This window comes from Rhizobium sp. CB2179, from assembly GCF_057653455.1.
Map to the genome: position 1 here is coordinate 2,067,701 of NZ_CM172781.1, position 19,840 is coordinate 2,087,540.

A 19,840-nucleotide genomic window follows, 5' to 3' on the forward strand; every position below is an offset into this window, starting at 1 on the left:
CTTCCCGCCTCACTGGAATTCAAAAATCTGCCGGAAGACGCCCGGCGCGATGATCGACAGCGGATTGATCTGCAGGTTCGGCTGGTCGAACTTGCCTGTCAGCTTGAAGGTGATACCGATCAGGCCGCGGTCGCTGCCATTGCCGAGGATGACCCCGATCAGCGGCAGTTCGGCGAAGAGGCGGTTGAGGCCGTAGGCGGGCATGAAGGTGCCGGTCATGTCCATGTTGCCCTTGCGGTCGCGCACGATGCCCTGGAAGGTCGCGCCGATCTGATCGCCGCGCAGCACGCCGTTCTCGATGCCGACCATGCCATTGCGCGATACGACACGGGCAAAGCCGCGCTGGAAGCGCTGCGACGAGGTATCGATATCGCGCTTGACCGCTTCGTTGAGGCTGCGCTGCTCATTTCCGACCGGTGTCGAGACGATCGAGCGCAGCCGTTGTTCGTTGACGATCGCGAAGCGGCGCACGTCGAGCGAGCCGTCCCAGCCGCCCTCCGCCCCTAGCCGGATCGCCAGGTTGAGCAGGCCGCCCTGCATGTGCTGGTAGAGATCGGCGAAACGCGATACCGCGCCGGCATCGCCGCTGGTGATGTTGATGACGCCGCCGTCCTTCATCTGGCTGACCACGGCCTCGCCACTGTCTGTAATGGCGGAAAAATTGAGCGCCTGCAGCTTGTCGCCGCGCAGTGATATTTGCGCCTGGAAATTGCCGACCTTCTCGTCGTTGAAACCGATGACGTTTTTCAGCCTGGCGCGCACCGAGACGCCGGTGTCGCCGCCATCCCCGTCACCATCGCCGTCCGAGCCCGATTTCAACCGCTGGATGACCGGTCGCGCATCGGCGCTGTCACCGGAGACCGAGACGTCGAAATTGCCTTTGCTGCGCTTCACCGACAGGGCGAAATCGTCGAGCGAGGAGAGCTTGACGCTGTCGAAATCGGCCGAGATCAGCCCACCCTTGCCGATGTTCAACGATCCATTGGCGCCAAAACCGTCGCCCTTCAGCCGGAAGTTCTTGATCTGGGTATTGTCGGCCGGCCCGGATGTTTCGAATTCGGCCGTGGCGGCAATGCCGCTGCCCTTCGCCCAGCCGATCCAGGGCAGTTCGAGCAGCGACTTGGTGAGGTCGAGCTGGACGTCCTGCCGGTCGTCGTCGATCCGCGTCAGCACCATCTTCACGCTGCCGCCGACGATGCCGGAAAGGCCGGGTATCAGCTTGTTGCGCTGGTCCTCGGAAAGGGTCGCGGTGATCACCCGTTGTTTGGCCGCCGCGTCGGATGCCTCGACCGGTTCGGTAAGATCGATATCGGCCGGGACGCCGTCGATCTGGGCTTTGGCGTCAAGCGTGATTCTTTTAGGATTGCCGTTCAGCGTTCCGTCGAGATTGCTGATCATCCTGCCGGAAAACGGCTTGGCAAGATCGATATTGGTGAGCTTCATTGCCGCCGACCATTCGGCCGGCGGCGGGTTTTGCGAGGAAAGCAGACCGAAATGGGCCTTCACATTCGCCTCGATCCGGCCCTTGAGATCGTCGGGCGTAAAGCCGGCGCGCTGCAGCACCCGGATCGGCCGGTAGGTCAGAAGCTCGCCGACGGCGTCCGCGGCTCCGGAGACCGCGAGATCGATATCGGCCATCAGCGGTTTATCGTAGGTGGCGGGCAGGATGAACGTCCCCTGCCCGAGACCGACCGACCGACCGGAGGGGAAATAGGAGGTGCCGCTCTTGATCGCGATCGTCGCAACCGGGCCTGTCAGGTCGAAATGCGCTGACGTGTCGCGGATCGGCGGAATGTCGCCGGCGACGTTCATCCGCGCGCCCGTGATGTCGAAGCCGATGCGGATCTGGTTGGCGTCGAGCTTCAATCCTTTTCCGCCGGCTGCCTCGTCCAGCCTGCCGAAGGGAATGAAGACGGAAATGGAAGCGTCGGTGACGGTGCCTCCGAAGAGATTGCCGTGCACCCAGGTGCGCACCTTGGGCGCCATCCAGAACGGCCAGAGCTGCTTGATCGCAATCGTCTGCAACTGCGCTGACTGGCCGGCGAAGCTGATCTCCGGCGATTTGTCGCCGAGTTTGACGTGCAGTGATCCGTAGAGCGCGCCGAGCGGGCTGGAAACGGTTATGTTGGGAAACTGGAACTCACGGCCGGCGACCATGTAGCGCCCGGTCGCCTGGATGTCGAAGGAGAGTGGCTCCTCGCCGGAGCCGCCGGGGGCAGCCGTGCCGCCACTGACGAGCAGGTCGATGCCGAAGCCTTTGCCCGCCTGCGGGTCGAGCTTGTCGAGATCAATCAGCGCGCCATTGATGGGAAGCGTAGTCGCGCCGAACCGGGCGTTCGATCGGGCAATCTCGAGCTTCTGCTTGGCGAAATCGTAGACGAGATTGATTTGCCCGCCCGAGAGCTGCTGCGGATCGCCGTCCGCATAGATTTGGCCGGGATTGATGTCGACCGTCGCCGTCAGCGCCGGCTGCGCGCCATCGCGCGCCCGGGTGGCCGACACTGTCAGATCGGCAAAGGCGCTCAGTCCTTGCCGGATCATGCCCTGATCGTTGCGTTTCAGCGCGAAGGGGGTGAGGTCGGCATGTCTGAGCGTCGCCACGACTTTGGACACGTGGCCGTCGTCTTTCTCGGCCCGCACGTCGAGCTCCGCCACTTCGCCGTTGAGCGCGACTTCGCCGGTCAATTGCAGCGAGGACGGGCCGGCATGGGCAAAGACGAGATTGTCGATGACGAGCGACAGCGGACCGTTGGCGGTATCGGCAAGCTTGATGTCGAGGCCGGAGATGCGCACCGAATTGGTCGAGCCGCGCGTCACGATGCTGTCGAACATGTCGAACTGCGAGAAGATCTTTTCCATCGCCGCCGGCATGGCGTCGATGCGCAGATCGTCGAGCTTGACGGCATTGCCGGAGGGCAGAAGCGCGGTATCGAGCGCAATATCCTCCGCTTCGATGTCCGCGACGGCGATGCGGCCGCGGAAAAGCTGCAGCGGATCGAGCCCCAGGCGCACCGAACCCGTCGTCGACAGGTGCTGGCCGCTCTCCTGGTCGATCATGTTGACGTTGCGCGCTTCCAGCGCCAGCCGGAAATCCGAGGTGAAGCGGATGACGGTGGAACCGACCTCGGCGCGATAGCGCGGTCCGGCTACCCCGTTCAGCGCCGCCTGCGCCTGCTGCGACAGCGGCTTGTCGAACATGCCGCTCTCGACGGTGAAAACGATGCCAGCGAGAATAACGAGGATCAGCCCCAGAAATCCGCAGGTCAGCTTCGCCGTGCGGCGCATCGGCGAACGCGGCGGCGGGCAATGAACGATGATCGGATCCTCGGCCTGGGCGGACGGCAAGCGGTCCAGCGCAACGATATCCTTCTTGCGAAACGTGACCTTTTCGCCGCGGATGGCTGACATGCGCCCTCGGGCTCTCCCTTTAAGTGAAGAATTGAACCCGGCCATGCTGGACGGGTATCCGTCCACTATATAATTCGGGGAGAGAAAGTGTCATCCACAAACCCGGCAAAAGAAAGGTTTTCCTAATGGCGGTTCCCGGCATCGGCGTTTCGGCCCCTGATTTCAACCTTCCCCGCGACGGCGGCGGCCGCGTTTCGCTGGCCGAATTCCACGGCAAGCCGCTGGTGTTGTTCTTCTATCCCAAGGACGACACGACGGGCTGCACCGCCGAATCGCTGGCTTTCACCGCGTTAGCAGCCGAGTTCGAAGCGGCGGGTGCTGCCGTCATCGGCATGTCACCCGATTCGGCCGCTTGCCATGACAAGTTCATCAAGAAGCACCGTCTTTCGGTGGCGCTCGCCTCGGACGAGGAAAAGACGACGCTGCAGGCCTATGGCGTCTGGAAGGAAAAGAGCATGTACGGCCGCAACTTCATGGGCGTCGAGCGTACCACTTTCCTGATCCGCCAGGACGGCACGATCGCCACCATCTGGCAGAAGGTGAAGGTGCAGGGCCATGCCGAAACCGTGCTCGAGGCCGTGAGGAACCTGGCAGCGTGATAGGGGATCTGACGATAACCTCGCTGCGCGGCGGCGCCATCGATGCAATCTCGTCCGCCGATCTCGACCGCAAGACGGCACTTGCACAGGAAAGCGCCACCCGCTGGTTTGCGCGCCGGGTGTCGCTGCGCTCCCCGCTCGATGCAGCCCTGCCCGACAGGCCCGGCCGTCCTGAGAAACCGGTGCTGACGCCGCCGACCCAGGTGGAGAAGCGCTCGCTGCATACGCTCAAAGGCCGGATCGCCCTGCTCCATGCCATCGCCCATATCGAGCTCAACGCCGTCGATCTGGCGCTCGATATCGTCGCGCGATTCGCGACCGAGCAGGTGCCGAATTCCTTTTTCGACGGCTGGATGCTGGTCGCCTTCGAGGAGGCGAAGCATTTCCGCATGGTGCGCGCCAGGCTCAACGATCTCGGCGCCGATTACGGCGATCTTCCCGCCCATGACGGGCTCTGGCAGGCAGCCCATTCGACGCGCAACAATCTGACGGCAAGGCTCGCCGTCGTGCCGCTGATTCTGGAAGCTCGCGGCCTCGACGTCACGCCGTCGCTGCAGGCGAAAATGCGCCAGACAGGCGATCTCGAAAGTGCTGCGGTGCTCGACGTCATCTACAATGACGAGAAAGGCCATGTCGCCGTCGGCGCCAAATGGTTCCGCTTCCTCTGCGCCCGCGAGAAGCGCGATCCAGCAAAGGCCTTCCAGGAGCTGGTGCGCGCCAACTTCCGCGGACCGCTGAAGCCGCCCTTCAACGATCTTGCCCGCGCCGAGGCCGGGCTGACGCCGTCCTTCTACCGCTCGCTCGCATCGATCAGCTACGCTTGAAGTCACTGAAATTTATGACGCGACGACGACAATGAAAGCATTCATTAACCATAACGGTGTCTAATTTCCGAAAGAGGCGTAGAGCATCAATCGGGAGAGCCTGCGTGAACAGCGGACATCAGCACCGGGTATTCGGCAGGCGGGCGCAGGAACATATCCTCATCCTCGCAAGCGGCGACAAAGTCCGCCATATGACGGTCCGGCCGTGGATGGCCGCGCTTGCCTTCTGCTTCGTCGGCGTCTTCTCGATCGGCTACCTCCTGGCCACGTCCTATCTCGTGCTGCGCGACGACCTGATCGGCGCCACCATGGCCCGCCAGGCCCGCATGCAGCACGACTATGAAGACCGCATCGCCGCCCTCCGCGCCCAGGTCGACCGCATCACCTCCCGCCAGCTTCTCGACCAGCAGGTGGTCGAAGACAAGGTCGACAAGCTGATGGAGCAGCAGATGGCGTTGACCTCGCGCCATGGCAAGCTCGACAATCTGCTCGACCGGGCCGAAAGCTCCGGCCTGACGGAAAAGGACGGCGCCCTGCCTGCGCCGTCTTCGCCCGTTCAGTCCTATGCGCCCGATGTCAAGGACAAGCGTGCTTCGCTCTCCGGTAGCGGCATCGAGGCGATCGAGAAACAGCTGGCGAACGGCGCCCCCGCCGATGCGACGCCCGACAATTCGACGCTTGCTTATGTGCCGGCCACCGACACCGTCGGCGATCGTGCCGACCGCATCTTCTCCAAGGTGACGCTGTCGCTTAAAGATGTCGAACAGGATCAGCGCAGCCGTGTCGAACAGCTGACGAGCGATGCCGGCAATGCCGCCAATGCCATCGAGACCGTGCTGACCCGCTTCAAGATTCCGGTACCGGAAGAGACCGCTGCCAAGAAAGACGATGACGATGCCGTCGGCGGCCCCTATGTCGAGCCCGAAAGCAACGACGACTTCAACAATTCTCTGGTGGCGCTCGACGGCGCGCTGACTCGTCTTGAGGAGGTCCGCAGCACCGCCGAATCCCTGCCCTTCCGCAATCCCGCTATCGGCAAGGACGTGACCAGCCCCTTCGGCAATCGCCGCGATCCCTTCCTCGGCCGCCTCGCGCTCCATTCCGGCATCGATTTCCGCTTTTCGCCCGGCGAACGAATTCGCCCGGCGGCACCTGGAAAGGTAGTTTCGGCCGGCTGGACCGGCGGCTACGGCAACATGGTCGAGGTCGATCACGGCAACGGCATCTCGACGCGCTACGGGCATATGTCGGAGGTTCTGGTCAAGGTCGGCGACACGGTCGGCCGTAACGATGTCATCGGCCTCGCCGGCAGCACCGGTCGCTCGACGGGCACGCACCTGCACTATGAAGTGCGCCAGGACGGCCATGCCGTCGATCCAGTATATTTCATGAATGCCGGCCTTAAACTCGCCACCTATATCAAGTAACTCCTGCCCGGTAACCAACGCTTCACTCTGCAATGGGTGCGGCGTCTCTATTTCTTGACTTGCCGGCCATTCGGGGCTATGTCGCGCTGCATTGCGGCATGCAATCCCGCCGACTCGTTCAGAGCTCGGCCGAACGGAATGGAAACAGTTTTCCCTTTGACGACATTTGCTGACCTTGGCTTAAGCCAAAAAGTGCTATCCGCTGTTACGGACGCGGGCTACACGATCCCCACGCCTATTCAGGCGGGAGCCATCCCGTTTGCGCTTGAGCGCCGCGATATTTGCGGTATCGCGCAGACCGGCACTGGCAAGACGGCATCCTTCGTGCTGCCGATGCTGTCGCTTCTGGAGAAGGGCCGTGCGCGTGCGCGCATGCCCCGCACGCTGATTCTCGAACCGACGCGCGAACTCGCTGCCCAGGTCGCCGAGAATTTCGAGAAATACGGCAAGAACCATCGCCTTAACGTCGCCCTTCTGATCGGCGGCGTTTCCTTCGAGGACCAGGACCGCAAGCTCGAACGCGGCGCCGATGTACTGATCTGCACCCCCGGCCGCCTTCTTGACCATTTCGAGCGCGGCAAGCTGCTGATGAGCGGCGTCGAGATCCTCGTCATCGACGAGGCCGACCGCATGCTCGATATGGGTTTCATCCCCGATATCGAGCGCATCGCCAAGATGATCCCGTTCACCCGCCAGACGCTGTTCTTCTCGGCAACCATGCCGTCGGAGATCCAGAAGCTCGCCGACCGTTTCCTGCAGAATCCCGAACGTATCGAGGTCGCAAAGCCGGCTTCCGCGGCCGAGACCGTGACACAGCGTTTCGTCGCCTCCCACGGCAAGGATTACGAGAAGCGAGCGGTTCTGCGAGAACTCGTCCGCGCCCAGACCGAGCTCAAGAACGCCATCGTCTTCTGCAACCGCAAGAAGGATGTCGCCGATCTCTTCCGGTCACTCGAGCGTCATGGCTTCTCGGTCGGCGCCCTGCATGGCGACATGGACCAGCGTTCCCGCACGATGACGCTGCAAAGCTTCCGTGACGGCAATCTCCAGCTTCTGGTCGCTTCCGACGTCGCCGCCCGCGGCCTCGATATCCCTGATGTCAGCCACGTCTTCAATTTCGACGTGCCTATTCATTCCGAGGATTACGTCCACCGCATCGGCCGCACCGGCCGTGCCGGCCGCTCGGGTGCCGCCTTCACGCTCGTCACCAAGCGCGACACTAAGTTCGTCGATGCCATCGAGAAGCTGATCGGCGAAAAGGTCGAATGGCTGAGCGGTGACCTGACGTCGCTGCCGCCGCCGGCAGAAGACAGCCGGGACAGCGAACGCCCGCGCCGCAACGGCCGCGAGCGTGGCGCCAGAGATGGTGCAGGCCGAGATCGTGCGCCGAGAGAGAATGGCGACAAGGATCGTGGACGCGGACGAGGCAATCGCGCCGCCGCGAGTCATAAATCTGATAACGACATACAGGATAATGGCGTCGACGTGATTGAAGCAGCACCAGTAAAGGCCGACATCGTGAAGAACGAGCGCAAAGCAGAGCAGAAGCCGCAGAACAACGCGCGCAACAGTCGGCCTTACCCGGCAAACGACGACAGCCGCGACCGCCGCCGTCATCGCGACCACGACGATGGCCCGACCCCGGTCGGCTTCGGCGACGATATCCCCGCCTTCATGCTGATCGCCGGCAGCGCCAAGGTCTAAGCATTATCATGGGTAGGCCCGGCATTGATTTTCCGGGTCTCGGCGTTGGCCTGGTGATTCTGCGCGACGCCAGGATCCTTCTTTACAAACGCATGCGACCACCTGAAGCCGGCTATTGGAATATCGTTGGCGGCAAGGTGGATCACATGGAGCCGGCTGAGACTGCCGCGCGCCGCGAGGCCGAAGAAGAAACCGGTCTGACGATCGGCCGCATCGAACGAATCGGCATGACCGAACAGATCATCGATGCCGACCGCCAACACTGGATCTCGATTCTCTATCTCGCCCGCGACGTCAAGGGCGAGCCGCAGCTGACCGAACCGGACAAGCTTTCGGATTTCGGCTGGTTTCCGCTGACGGATTTACCCGAGCCACTGTCGGCCTTCACCAAGGCGGCGATCGCAGCCTTGTCGCCCGCTGAACGCGGCTAACTATTCGGCGCGAAGCGACGCCTCATAGGCAAGCCTCACCCATTTCGCCATCAGATCGGGATCGTCGTAGGCCTCGTCGGGGATCGACCAATAGGGCATTTTTACCGGCTTGCCCTTCTTGCCCTCATAAGTCCATTGCGTGGCGCCGGCAGCGGCAAATTCCGGGGCGCTCGTCTCATCGGCCTTCAGCAGCATCTCGTCGCGCACTTCAAGCGCGATGATCCGCCCGAGATGATAGATACCTTTGCCGCCAAACATGCGCTTGACCGTGACGGGGCCGAGCCCCTGAAACATTTCCTCGATCCCGGCATTGTCCATTCTCTACTACCCTCGAAATGCTTCCGAAAGGATGCACGGCGCTCTTATCACAGCGCGTGATAATCCCGGTTCATATAGATGAGCGCCGGGTGCTTTTCGCTGAAGCGGACAGCCGCGACCTCGCCGAAGATGACATTGTGCGTCGGCATTTCCTTGATATCGATCACCCGGCAATCGAAGGCGGCAAGTGCGTCGGCTAGCACGGGCGCACCGGTGGCAAGCATCTCGAAACGGGCGCTGGCGAAACGGTCGTCATTGGCAAGCGACGTGCGCCCGGAAAAGGCATCGGCAACACCCTGATGGTGGGCGCCGAGCGTGTTCAGCGCGAAAATGCCGCTGCGAAAGAAGATCTCGTTCTTCGGATTGGTGTTGTTGAGGCAGATCAGCACCGAGGCCGGATTGTCCGAGACCGAGCAGGCGGCGGTGATGGTGACGCCGCGGCGCAGCTCGCCCATCGCCGTCGTCACGAGCTGCACATGGCCGGCATAACGGCTCATGGCATCGCGATAAAGGCCGGGGTCGATATGCTGCCTGTTCAACACCTGCTTCTCCCGTACGCGCTTACTCTGTCTGGATCCACTTGCTATCGCGCCAATATGGCGAGCATCGGTTACCTTTTCTACAATAGGACCGGTGAAAAGCGCTGTGTTGCGCTTGTTTTTCTTTGACGATCGCGGCCTTGCGGATAAAAGGGCATGGACGATGGCTAGGGATCTCCGCCTTTCATGATCAACCTGCGTGGCATAGCAGCTTTTCTGGCGCTGCTGGGAGCGGCGGCTGAAAGCCATGCGGCCGGCTTGACGATCGGTGTCGTCGCCCCTCAGAACGGACCGCTCGCCCTCCTCGGCGCCCAGATTGCCGCCGGCGCCGGTTTCGAGATCCAGCAATCCGGAAATACCCTCGTCGCCATCAACGAGACCTGCGAGGACAATAGCGGTGCCGCGATCGCCGATGCGCTTGTCAATGCCAAGGTGCAGGTCGCGGTCGGCTTTCTCTGCAGCGAAACGCTGGAAGGCGCGCTGCCGAAGCTGAAGGACGCCAATATTCCCGCGATCACCGTCTCCGTGCGCTCCCGCATCCTGATGGAGGATGCGCTGAAGAACGGTTGGCCGCTCTTTCGGGCAGCGCCCGCCGACGGTGCCGAAGCGGCAAAGATCATCGAGGTGATCTTGAAGGACTGGGCCGCCGATCCGATCGCCTTGATCGAGGACGGCACCATCCATGGTCGCGAACTGACGGAAGCGGTGCGCAATGCGCTGGAGCAGAACGGCCTGAAGCCGGTCTTTACCGACACCTACCGGCCGGGACAGGAACAGCAGATCGCCCTCGTCCGCCGCCTGAAACGAGCCGGCGCCACCAGGGTCTTCATCGGCGGCGACCGCAACGATGTCGCCGTCATCGCCCGCGACGCCAAGGTCGAGAACATCCAGCTATCCATCCTCGGCGGCGATGCCATGCGCGCTGCCGACCAGCCGCTGCCGCTGGATGCCGGCGTGCGTGCCGTCGCCCTGCCCGAATACGCCATCCTGCCGGAAGGCACGGCTGCGGCCGACGCGCTACGCGCCAAAGGCATCGAGCCGGAAGGTTATGTCCTGCCGTCGCTGGCCGCAGCCCTCATTGCCGGCCAGGCCGGGCAAGCCGCCGCTGCGGCGGGCAAGCCCCTCCAGGAGACGCTTCTCGGCACGACATTCCAGACAGCGGTCGGCACCATTGCCTTCACCGGTGCGCATGAACTTTCGCAAAATCCCTACCGCCTGCTCGAATGGCGGGGCAACGGCTTTTTTCCACCGGCCGCGCCGACGCAATGAGCGGCGCGCCAGCCTTGAATTCGGGCCCGGCGCTCAAATGGCGGCCCATACGGAGTAAGATTTGATGACGCTGCCCATTCGCATTGCCCCCTCGATCCTCGCGGCGGATTTCGCCAGGCTCGGCGAGGAGGTGCGCGACGTGACGGCCGCCGGCGCCGACTGGATCCATCTCGACGTGATGGATGGGCATTTCGTGCCGAACATCTCCTTCGGCCCCGATGTCATCAAGTCGCTGCGCTCCTATACATCGGCCACCTTCGACTGCCACCTGATGATCTCGCCGGTCGACGACTATCTCGAAGCCTTCGCCAAGGCCGGCTGCGACCGTATCACCGTCCATGCCGAAGCCGGACCGCATCTGCACCGCTCGCTGCAGACCATCCGCAATCTCGGCAAGAAGGTCGGCGTGACGATCAATCCGGCGACGCCGCTCAGCGCTATCGAAAACGTGCTCGACGATGTCGATCTCATCCTGATCATGTCGGTCAATCCAGGTTTCGGCGGGCAGAAATTCATTCCGGCGATGGCGAAGAAGATCGCGGCGGCGAAATCACTGATCGGTGACCGGCCGATCGAACTCCAGGTCGACGGCGGCGTCACGGTGGAAACGGCGCCTGCGATCGCGCGGGCGGGCGGCAACGTTCTGGTCGCCGGCTCGGCAATTTTCAAGGGCGATACGGTCGAGGATTATCGCCGGACTGTCGCCGATCTGCGTCAGGCAGCCGAAGGGGCACGAGCATGAACAAACGTCTGATCATCGGTGGCATGCTTGCTGCCGCATTTGCCGGCCTGCCCGGCCTGTCACTTGCCGGCGACATCGCCAATATCCAGCCGATCGGCTTTTCCGCGGACGGCAAGGTCTTTGGATTTCAGGAGTTCGGCATCGAGGAGAGCGGCAACCTTCCCTACTCCAACACCTATTTCATCGATACCGAAGACGGCCACTATCTCGAGGGCACGCCCTTCCATACCGAACTGACCGATAAGGACGCCAATCTCTCCAAGGCGCGGCGGCAGAACCTGACGGCGGCGCGCAGCCAGATGGACAAATACGATCTCCTGACCAATCCCGGCCTGATCGCCGCCTTCAATCCGCCGACCGAACTCGGCTCCCCTTCGAAGACGATCCGCTACACGACGCTTGCGACCGACGGCCCGCCGAAAGCGCCTTACACGCTCTCGCTCGGCGAGATGCCGGTGCCGACGCCGAAGGATTGCGCTGCAGTCGACAAGCGGGTCATCAGCTTCAGCCTGCAGATGATCGAGAAGGAAGGCGCTCCGAACCGGCAGGCGGCGCGCCAGGCCACCGCAGTTCCGGCCGAGCGCGTATGTTCCGTCGAATACCGGATCGGCGGCGCCGTGGTCTATCAGCCGGAGGCCGGAAACCAGGTTCACATCGCCCTCGTCCTGGCCTTCGATGCCGACAGGAACGGACGCTGGATTGCCGTTCCGGTTCATCCCTGAGCATGGATCGCCCGAGGACGGATCGCCCCAGGATGGATCGTCTAAGAGCTGCACGGCCGCCCTATCCCGATCTGATTGCCGGTGCGTTGCTTTGGGGCATGCAGATGCTTGCCGCCGCAATGCTCGGCCTTTACCTGCGCAACGGCCTGCAGACGAGCCGCCTTGCCGAGATCGCCGCACTCTATTTCGCCGGCGGCCTGTTCGCCTGGCCGTTCGCCCTGCCGGTTGCCCGCTTCCTTGCCTTTGACAGGCCGCTGGAAACGCGTTTTGCCGCTTTTTTCGTGACGCTGACAGCGGCCACGATCCTGATGACCGCCTTCCTCTTCGCCATGGAATACCGGATCTTCTATTCGCGCTGGCATGCGCCCTTCGGCAGTATCGTCTGGGCTTTCCAGTTCGTCTTCACCAGTATCAGCGCAGTCTATCAGTTCCTGGTGATCGGCCTGCGCCTCTTCCTGCCGCTCGGCCTCGTCTGCCTTGTCGCAAGCAGCTATCATCTTGCCAAACGCATGCGTTGAGATTGCCGCCTGTCTTTGCTACAGGGGCGCTAACAAACCTCTTGAAAGGCAGCCGCCCATGATCTCGCGTTATTCCCGGCCCGAAATGGTCGCCATCTGGTCTCCCGAAACCAAGTTCCGCATCTGGTTCGAGATCGAGGCGCATGCCTGCGACGCGCTGGCCGAACTCGGCGTCATCCCGAAATCGGCTGCAAAGACAATCTGGGAGAAAGGCGGCGCCGCCACCTTCGACGTCGACCGCATCGACGAGATCGAGGCCGTCACCAAACACGACGTCATCGCCTTCCTCACCCATCTCGCCGAGATCGTCGGCCCGGATGCGCGCTTCGTCCACCAGGGCATGACCTCGTCCGACGTGCTCGACACCTGCTTCAACGTCCAGCTGGTACGCGCCACCGACATCCTGCTTGCCGATATCGACCGGCTGCTCGAAGCGCTGAAAAGCCGCGCCTTCGAACATAAGGAAACCGTCACCATCGGCCGTTCGCACGGCATCCATGCCGAGCCCACCACCTTCGGCGTCAAGCTGGCGCTTGCCTATGCCGAATTCGAGCGCTGCCGCCAGCGTCTCGTCGCCGCCCGCGAGGAAGTCGCGACCTGCGCCATCTCAGGCGCCGTCGGTACCTTCGCCAATATCGATCCGCGCGTCGAGGAACATGTCGCAGAAGCCCTCGGCCTGAAGGCCGAGCCGGTCTCGACGCAGGTCATCCCGCGCGACCGTCACGCCATGTATTTCGCCACGCTCGGCGTCGTCGCCTCCTCGATCGAGCGGCTGGCGACCGAAATCCGCCACCTGCAGCGCACCGAGGTGCTGGAAGCCGAGGAATATTTCTCCCCCGGCCAGAAGGGCTCTTCGGCCATGCCGCACAAGCGCAACCCGGTTCTGACCGAAAACCTGACCGGCCTTGCCCGCATGGTCCGTTCCTACGCCATGCCGGCGATGGAAAACGTCGCCCTCTGGCACGAGCGCGATATCTCGCATTCCTCTGTCGAGCGCATGATCGGCCCCGATGCCACCGTGACGCTCGATTTCGCCCTGTCGCGGCTTGCCGGCGTCATCGAAAAGCTGCTGGTCTATCCCGAGAACATGGAGAAGAACCTCAACAAGTTCCGCGGCCTCGTCCATTCGCAGCGCGTCCTGCTGGCACTGACCCAGGCCGGCACTTCCCGCGAGGATGCCTATCGCCTCGTCCAGCGCAACGCCATGAAGGTCTGGGAACAGGGCAAGGATTTCCTGGAAGAGCTGCTCGCCGATGCCGAAGTCCGCGCTGCCCTCTCGGAGGAAGACATCCGCGAAAAATTCGACCTCGGCTACCACACGAAACACGTCGACACGATCTTCCGGCGCGTGTTTGGAGGAGCGTAAGCGGGCTTGAGATCGGTGTTTATCGATGGAAGCGAGCGATAAGCTCGACGCCTGCTTCGGAAGTAGCGCTTTGGATCTCAGTGATGATGATATCCCCACGCCCGGCCGACGCATTTCGCGTTTTTGGATTTGATGAGAGGTGAAAGTCGCCCCCTGCTTCACAATTCGCTATGACCGGATTTCAGCCGCTGACGCGGTGATGCGTGCCGCCCAAAACACAATATCAACAATGACAACAGAGGTTCTCATGAAGAAAGCATTCATTCTGTCGGTTGCCACGGTGTGCGCCAGTGCAGCATTGGCGAGTTGCACGACGACCGGTCCGGATGGATTGTCGCATTACCAAAGGAATATCAGCGTGGCGAGCGGCGAGCGCACCAAGATTGGCGTTGCCTTCAGCCTCAACCCTGACTGTAGCGCGAAAGTTGTACCCGAGGTCCGCATCCGCGAGGCCCCAAAACATGGCAACGTGGAGAGCCTGCGCGAACTCGCGTTCCCCCATGGCAAGGGTGAATATAAGAAGTGCAATGGCACAAAGGTACCTACCACGGTAGGGTACTATACATCTGACAAGGGCTTTGTCGGCAAGGACAGAATTGTAATTCGCACGTCCGATAAAAACGGCATTGTCACCGAAGGGGTGCTGAATATTACGGTTGTCGAATAGTCATGCTGCGTTGGCGGCCGGTATCGTAATCTTATGATGCCGCCTGCCCCAGAACCCAATTTCAATACTGGTGAGAATTCCATGAACATCCGATACGGACTTTTGGGTTCGGCCCTTCTTCTCATTGCCGGGGGACATGCCCAAGCGCAGGAGATCAAAAAGGTAAATACTTCCGCTACAGTCATCTCCGGCAGTCGAACCATCATTTATCAATCGTCATTTGTGAATCCCGACTGCAGCTTGGCCGCTGTGCCGCGTCTAAAGATTCTGGACGGCGGCAAACATGGAGAGATTCAAATCGTCCATGAAAAGGTGTTTCCGATTTTCAAGCGAAGCAATCCCCGCTTCAAATGCAATGGCCGCCAGGTCGAGGGAGCTGTGGTCTACTATACGCCAGGCGCCAAGTTCACTGGATCCGATAAAATCAAGTTGCGAGAGTCGAGCGAGTCTGAGGCTGGCGTTTGGGAGATCACTGCCCGTGTAACTGTCGTTGACTGACAGGGTTTTAGGGAGCTTTGTCAGGCCTGCATGCTTATCCCCCGGCGACTTCACTGCCGAAGCATTGGGCCTGGCGCTTTCGCCGGGCATGTCCGTCACCGTTGAAGTCAAGACTGGCAGCCGGCGCATCCTTGAATATCTCTTGCGTTAGCGGAGATCGGATCGGAAGCGATGCAGGAAAGATAAGCCTGGTAAAAATAGCCGACCGATCTCTACCTCTGCTTCACCGGCTTGGCTGAAACCCGTCGTTTGCGCACCTCCGCCTTTTTCGACGGCGCCGCATTTGCTGCTTCGGTTGAGTCCGATGTCCTGCAAGCCTCCCTCTCACCCCTGCCCTTTGCGGCCTTCGCGACCAGCTCGTCGAGACGTTTCAGTTCTTCCTCGTCGAGATTCTCGATGCCGATGAAACGGTTCTCGGCATGGCTGGTCAGGATGATTTCGTTGAGCTTTGCCTGGATCGCCCTGGTGTCGCGCGTTTGGGCGTTCTGCAGCACGAAGACCATCAGGAAAGTGACGATCGTCGTGCCGGTATTGATGACCAGCTGCCAGGTTTCCGAATAGTCGAAGAAGGGGCCGAGTGCCGCCCAGATGACGACGGCAATCAGTGCCAGGATGAAGATGACAGGCTTGCCCGCCCATTCCGATACCTTGGTTGCGAAGTGGGCAAACAGATGCTTCATCGTCACCTCAAAGATCCTCCCTCGAAGTCTCCAGAGCACGATGCCGACGACATCATGCTCTCGGCTAAACAAACTCCGAGGCAGGTTCGAGGTTCCCCCCGGAATCGAGATTCCTCCCGGTCCGGGATTCCCCGCAGAAAGCGCCGTGGTTACGCTGTGGCTTCCCGCGCAATCAGCTTGCGATAGAGATGCCAGGTCGCATGGCCGAGGATCGGGATGACGAGCGCAAGCCCGGCAAAGACCGGGATCGTGCCGATGAGGAGTAGCGCGGCGACAATCAGGCCCCAGAGCAGCACCGGCACCGGATTGAGAATCGTCGCGCGGATCGACGCCGTGACGGCAGCGACTGCCCCGACATCGCGGTCGAGCAGCAGCGGAAAGGTGATCACGGTCATCGCCAGCACGACGAGCGCAAAGACGAAGCCGGTGAGATTGCCCCAGATGATCAACTGCATGCCCTCTGACGTGCCGAAGACCTGGCGGAAGAAATCCCCCATGCTGCGCGGAAAGACCTCGCCGAGCAGATTGCTATAGAGCGTCTGCGCCGTCACCAGCCAGACGACGAAGAGGCCGCAGAGCATCAGCCCGACCGCGACAATCGACGGCAGCGCCGGTGAATGGCGTACGTCCAGCGCATGCGTCCAGGACGCGTCGAGGCCGGCCTCGCGCCGGCGGCTGATCTCATAGAGGCCAATCGCTGCGATCGGGCCGATCAGCACGAAACCCGCCATCAGCGGGAAGACCATCGGCAAAAGGTTGGCGCCCGAGGTCCACAGCGTCAGGAAGACGCCGGCGATCGGGTACATCAGGCACAGGAACACATAATGGGACGGTTTCTCCATGAAATCTTCGTATCCGCGCTTTAGCGCGTCGAAGACGTCAGCGATACCGATGCGATTGACAACGGGCCGCGCCAAGCTTTCGCTGGCACCCGTCATGACATGAAATGCCGCCATGGTTTTCTCCTCCTCAGCCGAGACCTGATCGGCGGCGGACAGCATCGGCGGGCAAGCCGATACGAATTCCGCAACCGGCACTGGAGCAATATAGCAACTTTCAACGCCTGTGTCGCTCTCTCCCTTGACACTCCCTCTTGACATCTTGGACCAGCTTTCTCACATCGGCGGCACTATGAAAGCCTCAGACGCAGATATCCTCATCATCCCCGGTTACACCAATTCCGGCCCGAGCCACTGGCAAAGCCGCTGGGAGGCAAAGCTCAGCACGGCGCGGCGCGTCGAACAGGCCGAATGGACGAAGCCGGTCCGCGAGGACTGGATCGCCCGCATCGCCGAGGAGGTGAACGCCTCGACCCGCCCGGTCGTCCTCGTCGCCCATTCGCTGGGCGTGCCTTCGGTGATCCACGCCATCCCGCATTTCCGCAACCGCGTGGCGGGCGCTTTCCTGGTCGCCCCGCCCGATGTTGCCAATCCCGACATTCGCCCGAAGCACCTGATGACTTTCGGCCCCTATCCGCGCGATCCGCTGCCCTTCCCGTCGATCACGGTGGCCAGCCGCAACGATCCGTTCGGCAGCTACGAGCATGCCGACGATGTCGCCAGCAGCTGGGGCTCCTTCCTCGTCGATGCCGGCGAGTCCGGTCATATCAATGCCGATTCCGGTCACGGCCCGTGGCCAGAAGGCACCATGGTCTTTGCCCAGTTCCTCGGCCGGCTCTCCCCCTGATCGAGGAAAAGGCGCTATCCCGCTTGTTGAGCAAGTGCTTTCTAAGTCTTTCTTAATGGAATGACAGCAGACTGCGCCGAGGTGAGATAAGCGAGAATGCCCGTGAAGAAAGCCCATCCAGAGGCCGGTGATCCGCATGGCGATGCGGCTGAGGCAGGTATCGGCAATGGGCCGACCGACGATTCCGACCTGGCAGAGCGGGAAACCCGCTGGAACCATGCGCTCGTCGGCTCGGGCCTTGGCGTATGGGATCACAACTACCGTCTCGACCGGAAATATTACTCGCAGACGTGGAAAACCATCCGCGGCATGGCACCCGACGAAGAAGCCGCCGGCGAATACGATACCTGGCTGCAGTTGGTCCATCCCGATGATCGCGATTTCGTCGTCCATGCGATCGACCGGCAGAATGCCGGCGATCCGCATTACCAGATCTTCGAATATCGCGAGCGTCACAAGGATGGCCACTGGGTCTGGATCGAGTGTCGCGGCGCCTGCGTGGAATGGGACGAGAATGGCGTGCCGACGCGCATCGTCGGCACGGATACCGATATCACCGCCCGCAAGCAGGCCGAGGAGACGCTGTCGCGTTTGTCGCGCCGGCTCGATCTGGCGCTGGAGATTTCCCGCATCGGCGTCTTCGAGGCGGATATCGAGCATGATACCGTCGAATGGGACGACCGCCTCATTGCCATTTACGGGCTGCAGGGCGCCTCACGCCAGATCGCCAGCGACGCCTGGGCGAAAAGCCTGCATCCCGACGACCGCGAGCGTGTGCTTGGCTTGTCGGACCGTAGCGTCGAAAGCGGCAGTGATTTCCAGCAGGAATACCGCATCATCCGCGGCGACGGCGCCGAACGCGTCATCCGCGCCCGCTCGGCCTTCTTCATCGACGGCAACGGCCACCGCAAGCTGATCGGCGCCAACTGGGACGTCACCGAGGAAGTCGCACTGCGCAACGAGCTGCGCCGTGCCAAGGATCTGGCCGAGGCGCGCAACCGCGAGCTCGAAGCCGCCAAGGAGAGCATCGAGCATCTGGCGTTGCACGATTACCTCACCGGCCTGCCGAACCGCCGCTATCTCGACAAGATGCTGGACGAGCGTGCGGCCGAATGCCGGGCCAAGGGCATGGCGATGGCGATCCTGCATATCGATCTCGACCGCTTCAAGCAGATCAACGACACGCTCGGCCACCGGGCCGGCGACGCCATGCTGCAGCATGCCGCAAGCGTGCTGAGAACGTCCGTCCGCGCCGTCGACTTCGTGGCCCGCATCGGCGGCGACGAATTCGTCATCCTCTGCATCGTCGATCCCGCATCGAAGAAGATCGCCAGTCTTGCCGAACGTGTCATCCGCGAATTGCGCAAACCCGTCAGATATGAGGGACACGATTGCCGTTTCGGCGCCAGCATCGGCATCGCCATCGATAGCGGACCGACGCTCGACGCCAAGCAGATGCTGCTCGACGCCGATATCGCCCTCTACCGTGCCAAGGGCCTGGGCCGCAACCGCTTCGAATTCTTCTCGGCCGCTGCCCGCCGCGACATCATCTCCGCCAAGCACCTTGCCGACGAGATCTTGATCGGTCTTGAGCGCAATGAATTCGTGCCTTTCTATCAGCTGCAGTTCGATGCCCGCACGCTCGATGTCGCAGGCGTCGAAACACTTGCCCGCTGGCAGCACCCTGTGCACGGGCTGCTGACGCCCGACCGCTTCCTCGACATTGCAGAGGATCTCGACGTCGTCTCGACCATCGACGCCCTCATCCTGGAGCGTGCCATTGCCGACCGGAAGGTGTGGCTGAAGGACGGGCTGCCGATCCCGAAGATATCGGTCAACGTCTCCGCCAGGCGGCTCGCCGATCCCGATCTGGGCAAAAAGCTCCGCGCCTTGAAGATTGAGCCCGGCACCTTCTCCTTCGAGCTGCTGGAATCGATCTCGCTCGACGATTGCGACGAGGCGGTGGTCGCCAACCTGAAAAAGCTGCGCAAGCTCGGCATCGACATCCAGATCGACGATTTCGGCACCGGCCATGCCTCGATCGTCAGCCTGCTGCGCCTGAGCCCGAAGACGCTGAAGATCGACCGCGAGCTGATCCGCATGCTGCCGCAATCGGCAGAGCAGCGCAAACTGGTCGGCTCGATCATCGATATCGGTCGCTCGCTGAACATCCTCGTCATCGCCGAGGGCGTCGAGACGGCGGAGCATATCCGCATTCTCGAAGAACTCGACTGTGACACGCTGCAGGGCTACGCGCTCGCCCGGCCGATGCCGGCCATGCAGATCCCCTCCTTCATCCGCGCCGGAAGCTGGCGCCACGGGCAAATCGCCGCTCGCGCCTTGCAGGCGCAGCTTCGCCGCGCCCTGCCAGGCAGAGCCGCCAAATAAAAACCTGCATAAGCGGCCCGCCATTTCGCCTTCATTCCACCGTAGAGGAAAAGG

The 19,840-nt window shown here is 62.0% G+C and carries 19 protein-coding genes; 14 read left to right on the forward strand and 5 right to left on the reverse strand.

Features of this window, described 5'->3' with window-relative positions:
- Positions 1-9: 9 nt before the first annotated feature.
- Positions 10-3,408: a YhdP family protein gene (locus AC244Q_RS10385; protein ID WP_113545014.1), complete on the reverse strand. Its 3,399-nt coding sequence runs from the start codon at positions 3,406-3,408 to the stop codon at positions 10-12.
- Between the two features lie 125 nt (positions 3,409-3,533).
- Here AC244Q_RS10385 and AC244Q_RS10390 point away from each other — a divergent pair, with 125 nt between their 5' ends.
- The 5 genes from AC244Q_RS10390 to AC244Q_RS10410 all read left to right on the forward strand — a co-directional run bounded on the left by AC244Q_RS10390 (position 3,534) and on the right by AC244Q_RS10410 (position 8,393).
- Positions 3,534-4,007, forward strand: a complete 474-nt coding sequence (locus tag AC244Q_RS10390; protein WP_012757610.1) for a peroxiredoxin — start codon at positions 3,534-3,536, stop codon at positions 4,005-4,007.
- Complete coding sequence (locus AC244Q_RS10395; RefSeq protein WP_012757611.1) at positions 4,004-4,831, forward strand: ferritin-like domain-containing protein; 828 nt, start codon at positions 4,004-4,006, stop codon at positions 4,829-4,831. Before AC244Q_RS10390 ends, AC244Q_RS10395 begins: the two co-directional genes overlap by 4 nt.
- A gap of 104 nt (positions 4,832-4,935) precedes the next feature.
- Positions 4,936-6,258: a peptidoglycan DD-metalloendopeptidase family protein gene (locus tag AC244Q_RS10400; protein ID WP_012757612.1), complete on the forward strand. Its 1,323-nt coding sequence runs from the start codon at positions 4,936-4,938 to the stop codon at positions 6,256-6,258.
- Between the two features lie 138 nt (positions 6,259-6,396).
- Positions 6,397-7,962 (forward strand): DEAD/DEAH box helicase, encoded by a 1,566-nt coding sequence (locus AC244Q_RS10405; protein WP_012757613.1) that lies wholly within the window; start codon positions 6,397-6,399, stop codon positions 7,960-7,962.
- 8 nt (positions 7,963-7,970) lie between these two features.
- Positions 7,971-8,393 (forward strand): NUDIX domain-containing protein, encoded by a 423-nt coding sequence (locus AC244Q_RS10410; protein WP_017994189.1) that lies wholly within the window; start codon positions 7,971-7,973, stop codon positions 8,391-8,393.
- Here the strand turns inward: AC244Q_RS10410 and AC244Q_RS10415 are convergent, their stop codons facing one another.
- Complete coding sequence (locus AC244Q_RS10415; protein ID WP_003540033.1) at positions 8,394-8,711, reverse strand: TfoX/Sxy family protein; 318 nt, start codon at positions 8,709-8,711, stop codon at positions 8,394-8,396.
- A gap of 47 nt (positions 8,712-8,758) precedes the next feature.
- Complete coding sequence (locus tag AC244Q_RS10420; protein ID WP_003559728.1) at positions 8,759-9,253, reverse strand: flavin reductase; 495 nt, start codon at positions 9,251-9,253, stop codon at positions 8,759-8,761.
- Positions 9,254-9,436: 183 nt separating this feature from the next.
- Here AC244Q_RS10420 and AC244Q_RS10425 point away from each other — a divergent pair, with 183 nt between their 5' ends.
- The 7 genes from AC244Q_RS10425 (at position 9,437) to AC244Q_RS10455 (ending at position 15,032) form a co-directional block, all read left to right on the forward strand.
- On the forward strand, positions 9,437-10,519 hold the full coding sequence (locus tag AC244Q_RS10425) for a branched-chain amino acid ABC transporter substrate-binding protein (RefSeq protein ID WP_017994190.1): 1,083 nt from the start codon (positions 9,437-9,439) through the stop codon (positions 10,517-10,519).
- Positions 10,520-10,583: 64 nt separating this feature from the next.
- A complete protein-coding gene (rpe, locus tag AC244Q_RS10430) occupies positions 10,584-11,261 on the forward strand; it encodes a ribulose-phosphate 3-epimerase (RefSeq protein WP_012757616.1) in 678 nt (225 codons plus the stop codon).
- Positions 11,258-11,983: a DUF2259 domain-containing protein gene (locus tag AC244Q_RS10435; protein ID WP_012757617.1), complete on the forward strand. Its 726-nt coding sequence runs from the start codon at positions 11,258-11,260 to the stop codon at positions 11,981-11,983. The genes rpe and AC244Q_RS10435 overlap by 4 nt, the downstream gene beginning before the upstream one ends.
- 32 nt (positions 11,984-12,015) lie before the next feature.
- On the forward strand, positions 12,016-12,501 hold the full coding sequence (locus AC244Q_RS10440) for a hypothetical protein (RefSeq protein ID WP_012757618.1): 486 nt from the start codon (positions 12,016-12,018) through the stop codon (positions 12,499-12,501).
- A gap of 58 nt (positions 12,502-12,559) precedes the next feature.
- Positions 12,560-13,867: an adenylosuccinate lyase gene (gene purB / locus AC244Q_RS10445; RefSeq protein WP_012757619.1), complete on the forward strand. Its 1,308-nt coding sequence runs from the start codon at positions 12,560-12,562 to the stop codon at positions 13,865-13,867.
- Between the two features lie 247 nt (positions 13,868-14,114).
- Positions 14,115-14,534, forward strand: coding sequence for a hypothetical protein (locus tag AC244Q_RS10450; RefSeq protein WP_113545143.1), 420 nt, complete (start codon positions 14,115-14,117; stop codon positions 14,532-14,534).
- Positions 14,535-14,615: 81 nt separating this feature from the next.
- The gene (locus AC244Q_RS10455) at positions 14,616-15,032 is read left to right on the forward strand and encodes a hypothetical protein (protein ID WP_012757621.1); all 417 of its coding nucleotides are present in this window, start codon (positions 14,616-14,618) and stop codon (positions 15,030-15,032) included.
- Between the two features lie 212 nt (positions 15,033-15,244).
- On the opposite strand, the gene AC244Q_RS10460 is transcribed toward AC244Q_RS10455, so the two are convergent.
- Together AC244Q_RS10460 and AC244Q_RS10465 are read right to left on the reverse strand one after the other, a co-directional pair.
- A complete protein-coding gene (locus AC244Q_RS10460) occupies positions 15,245-15,712 on the reverse strand; it encodes a low affinity iron permease family protein (RefSeq protein WP_029874232.1) in 468 nt (155 codons plus the stop codon).
- A gap of 149 nt (positions 15,713-15,861) precedes the next feature.
- The gene (locus tag AC244Q_RS10465; protein WP_012757623.1) at positions 15,862-16,668 is read right to left on the reverse strand and encodes a DUF2189 domain-containing protein; all 807 of its coding nucleotides are present in this window, start codon (positions 16,666-16,668) and stop codon (positions 15,862-15,864) included.
- Positions 16,669-16,843: 175 nt separating this feature from the next.
- Between AC244Q_RS10465 and AC244Q_RS10470 the strand changes: the two genes are divergently transcribed.
- Together AC244Q_RS10470 and AC244Q_RS10475 are read left to right on the forward strand one after the other, a co-directional pair.
- Positions 16,844-17,398, forward strand: a complete 555-nt coding sequence (locus AC244Q_RS10470) for an alpha/beta hydrolase (protein ID WP_012757624.1) — start codon at positions 16,844-16,846, stop codon at positions 17,396-17,398.
- A gap of 96 nt (positions 17,399-17,494) precedes the next feature.
- Positions 17,495-19,786 carry a putative bifunctional diguanylate cyclase/phosphodiesterase gene (locus AC244Q_RS10475; RefSeq protein ID WP_012757625.1) on the forward strand — a complete coding sequence of 764 codons (2,292 nt, stop codon included), beginning with the start codon at positions 17,495-17,497 and terminating at the stop codon, positions 19,784-19,786.
- Positions 19,787-19,840 lie beyond the last annotated feature (54 nt).

What these genes read in the sequence shown, in the direction of transcription:
- AC244Q_RS10385 (WP_113545014.1), bottom strand. Translation starts at nt 3,408, where the DNA reads ATGTCAGCCATCCGCGGCGAAAAGGTCACGTTTCGCAAGAAGGATATC.
- AC244Q_RS10390 (WP_012757610.1), top strand. Translation starts at nt 3,534, where the DNA reads ATGGCGGTTCCCGGCATCGGCGTTTCGGCCCCTGATTTCAACCTTCCC.
- AC244Q_RS10405 (WP_012757613.1), top strand. Translation starts at nt 6,397, where the DNA reads ATGGAAACAGTTTTCCCTTTGACGACATTTGCTGACCTTGGCTTAAGC.
- AC244Q_RS10410 (WP_017994189.1), top strand. Translation starts at nt 7,971, where the DNA reads ATGGGTAGGCCCGGCATTGATTTTCCGGGTCTCGGCGTTGGCCTGGTG.
- AC244Q_RS10415 (WP_003540033.1), bottom strand. Translation starts at nt 8,711, where the DNA reads ATGGACAATGCCGGGATCGAGGAAATGTTTCAGGGGCTCGGCCCCGTC.
- AC244Q_RS10425 (WP_017994190.1), top strand. Translation starts at nt 9,437, where the DNA reads ATGATCAACCTGCGTGGCATAGCAGCTTTTCTGGCGCTGCTGGGAGCG.
- rpe (WP_012757616.1), top strand. Translation starts at nt 10,584, where the DNA reads ATGACGCTGCCCATTCGCATTGCCCCCTCGATCCTCGCGGCGGATTTC.
- AC244Q_RS10435 (WP_012757617.1), top strand. Translation starts at nt 11,258, where the DNA reads ATGAACAAACGTCTGATCATCGGTGGCATGCTTGCTGCCGCATTTGCC.
- AC244Q_RS10440 (WP_012757618.1), top strand. Translation starts at nt 12,016, where the DNA reads ATGGATCGTCTAAGAGCTGCACGGCCGCCCTATCCCGATCTGATTGCC.
- purB (WP_012757619.1), top strand. Translation starts at nt 12,560, where the DNA reads ATGATCTCGCGTTATTCCCGGCCCGAAATGGTCGCCATCTGGTCTCCC.
- AC244Q_RS10450 (WP_113545143.1), top strand. Translation starts at nt 14,115, where the DNA reads ATGAAGAAAGCATTCATTCTGTCGGTTGCCACGGTGTGCGCCAGTGCA.
- AC244Q_RS10455 (WP_012757621.1), top strand. Translation starts at nt 14,616, where the DNA reads ATGAACATCCGATACGGACTTTTGGGTTCGGCCCTTCTTCTCATTGCC.
- AC244Q_RS10460 (WP_029874232.1), bottom strand. Translation starts at nt 15,712, where the DNA reads ATGAAGCATCTGTTTGCCCACTTCGCAACCAAGGTATCGGAATGGGCG.
- AC244Q_RS10465 (WP_012757623.1), bottom strand. Translation starts at nt 16,668, where the DNA reads ATGGCGGCATTTCATGTCATGACGGGTGCCAGCGAAAGCTTGGCGCGG.
- AC244Q_RS10470 (WP_012757624.1), top strand. Translation starts at nt 16,844, where the DNA reads ATGAAAGCCTCAGACGCAGATATCCTCATCATCCCCGGTTACACCAAT.
- AC244Q_RS10475 (WP_012757625.1), top strand. Translation starts at nt 17,495, where the DNA reads ATGCCCGTGAAGAAAGCCCATCCAGAGGCCGGTGATCCGCATGGCGAT.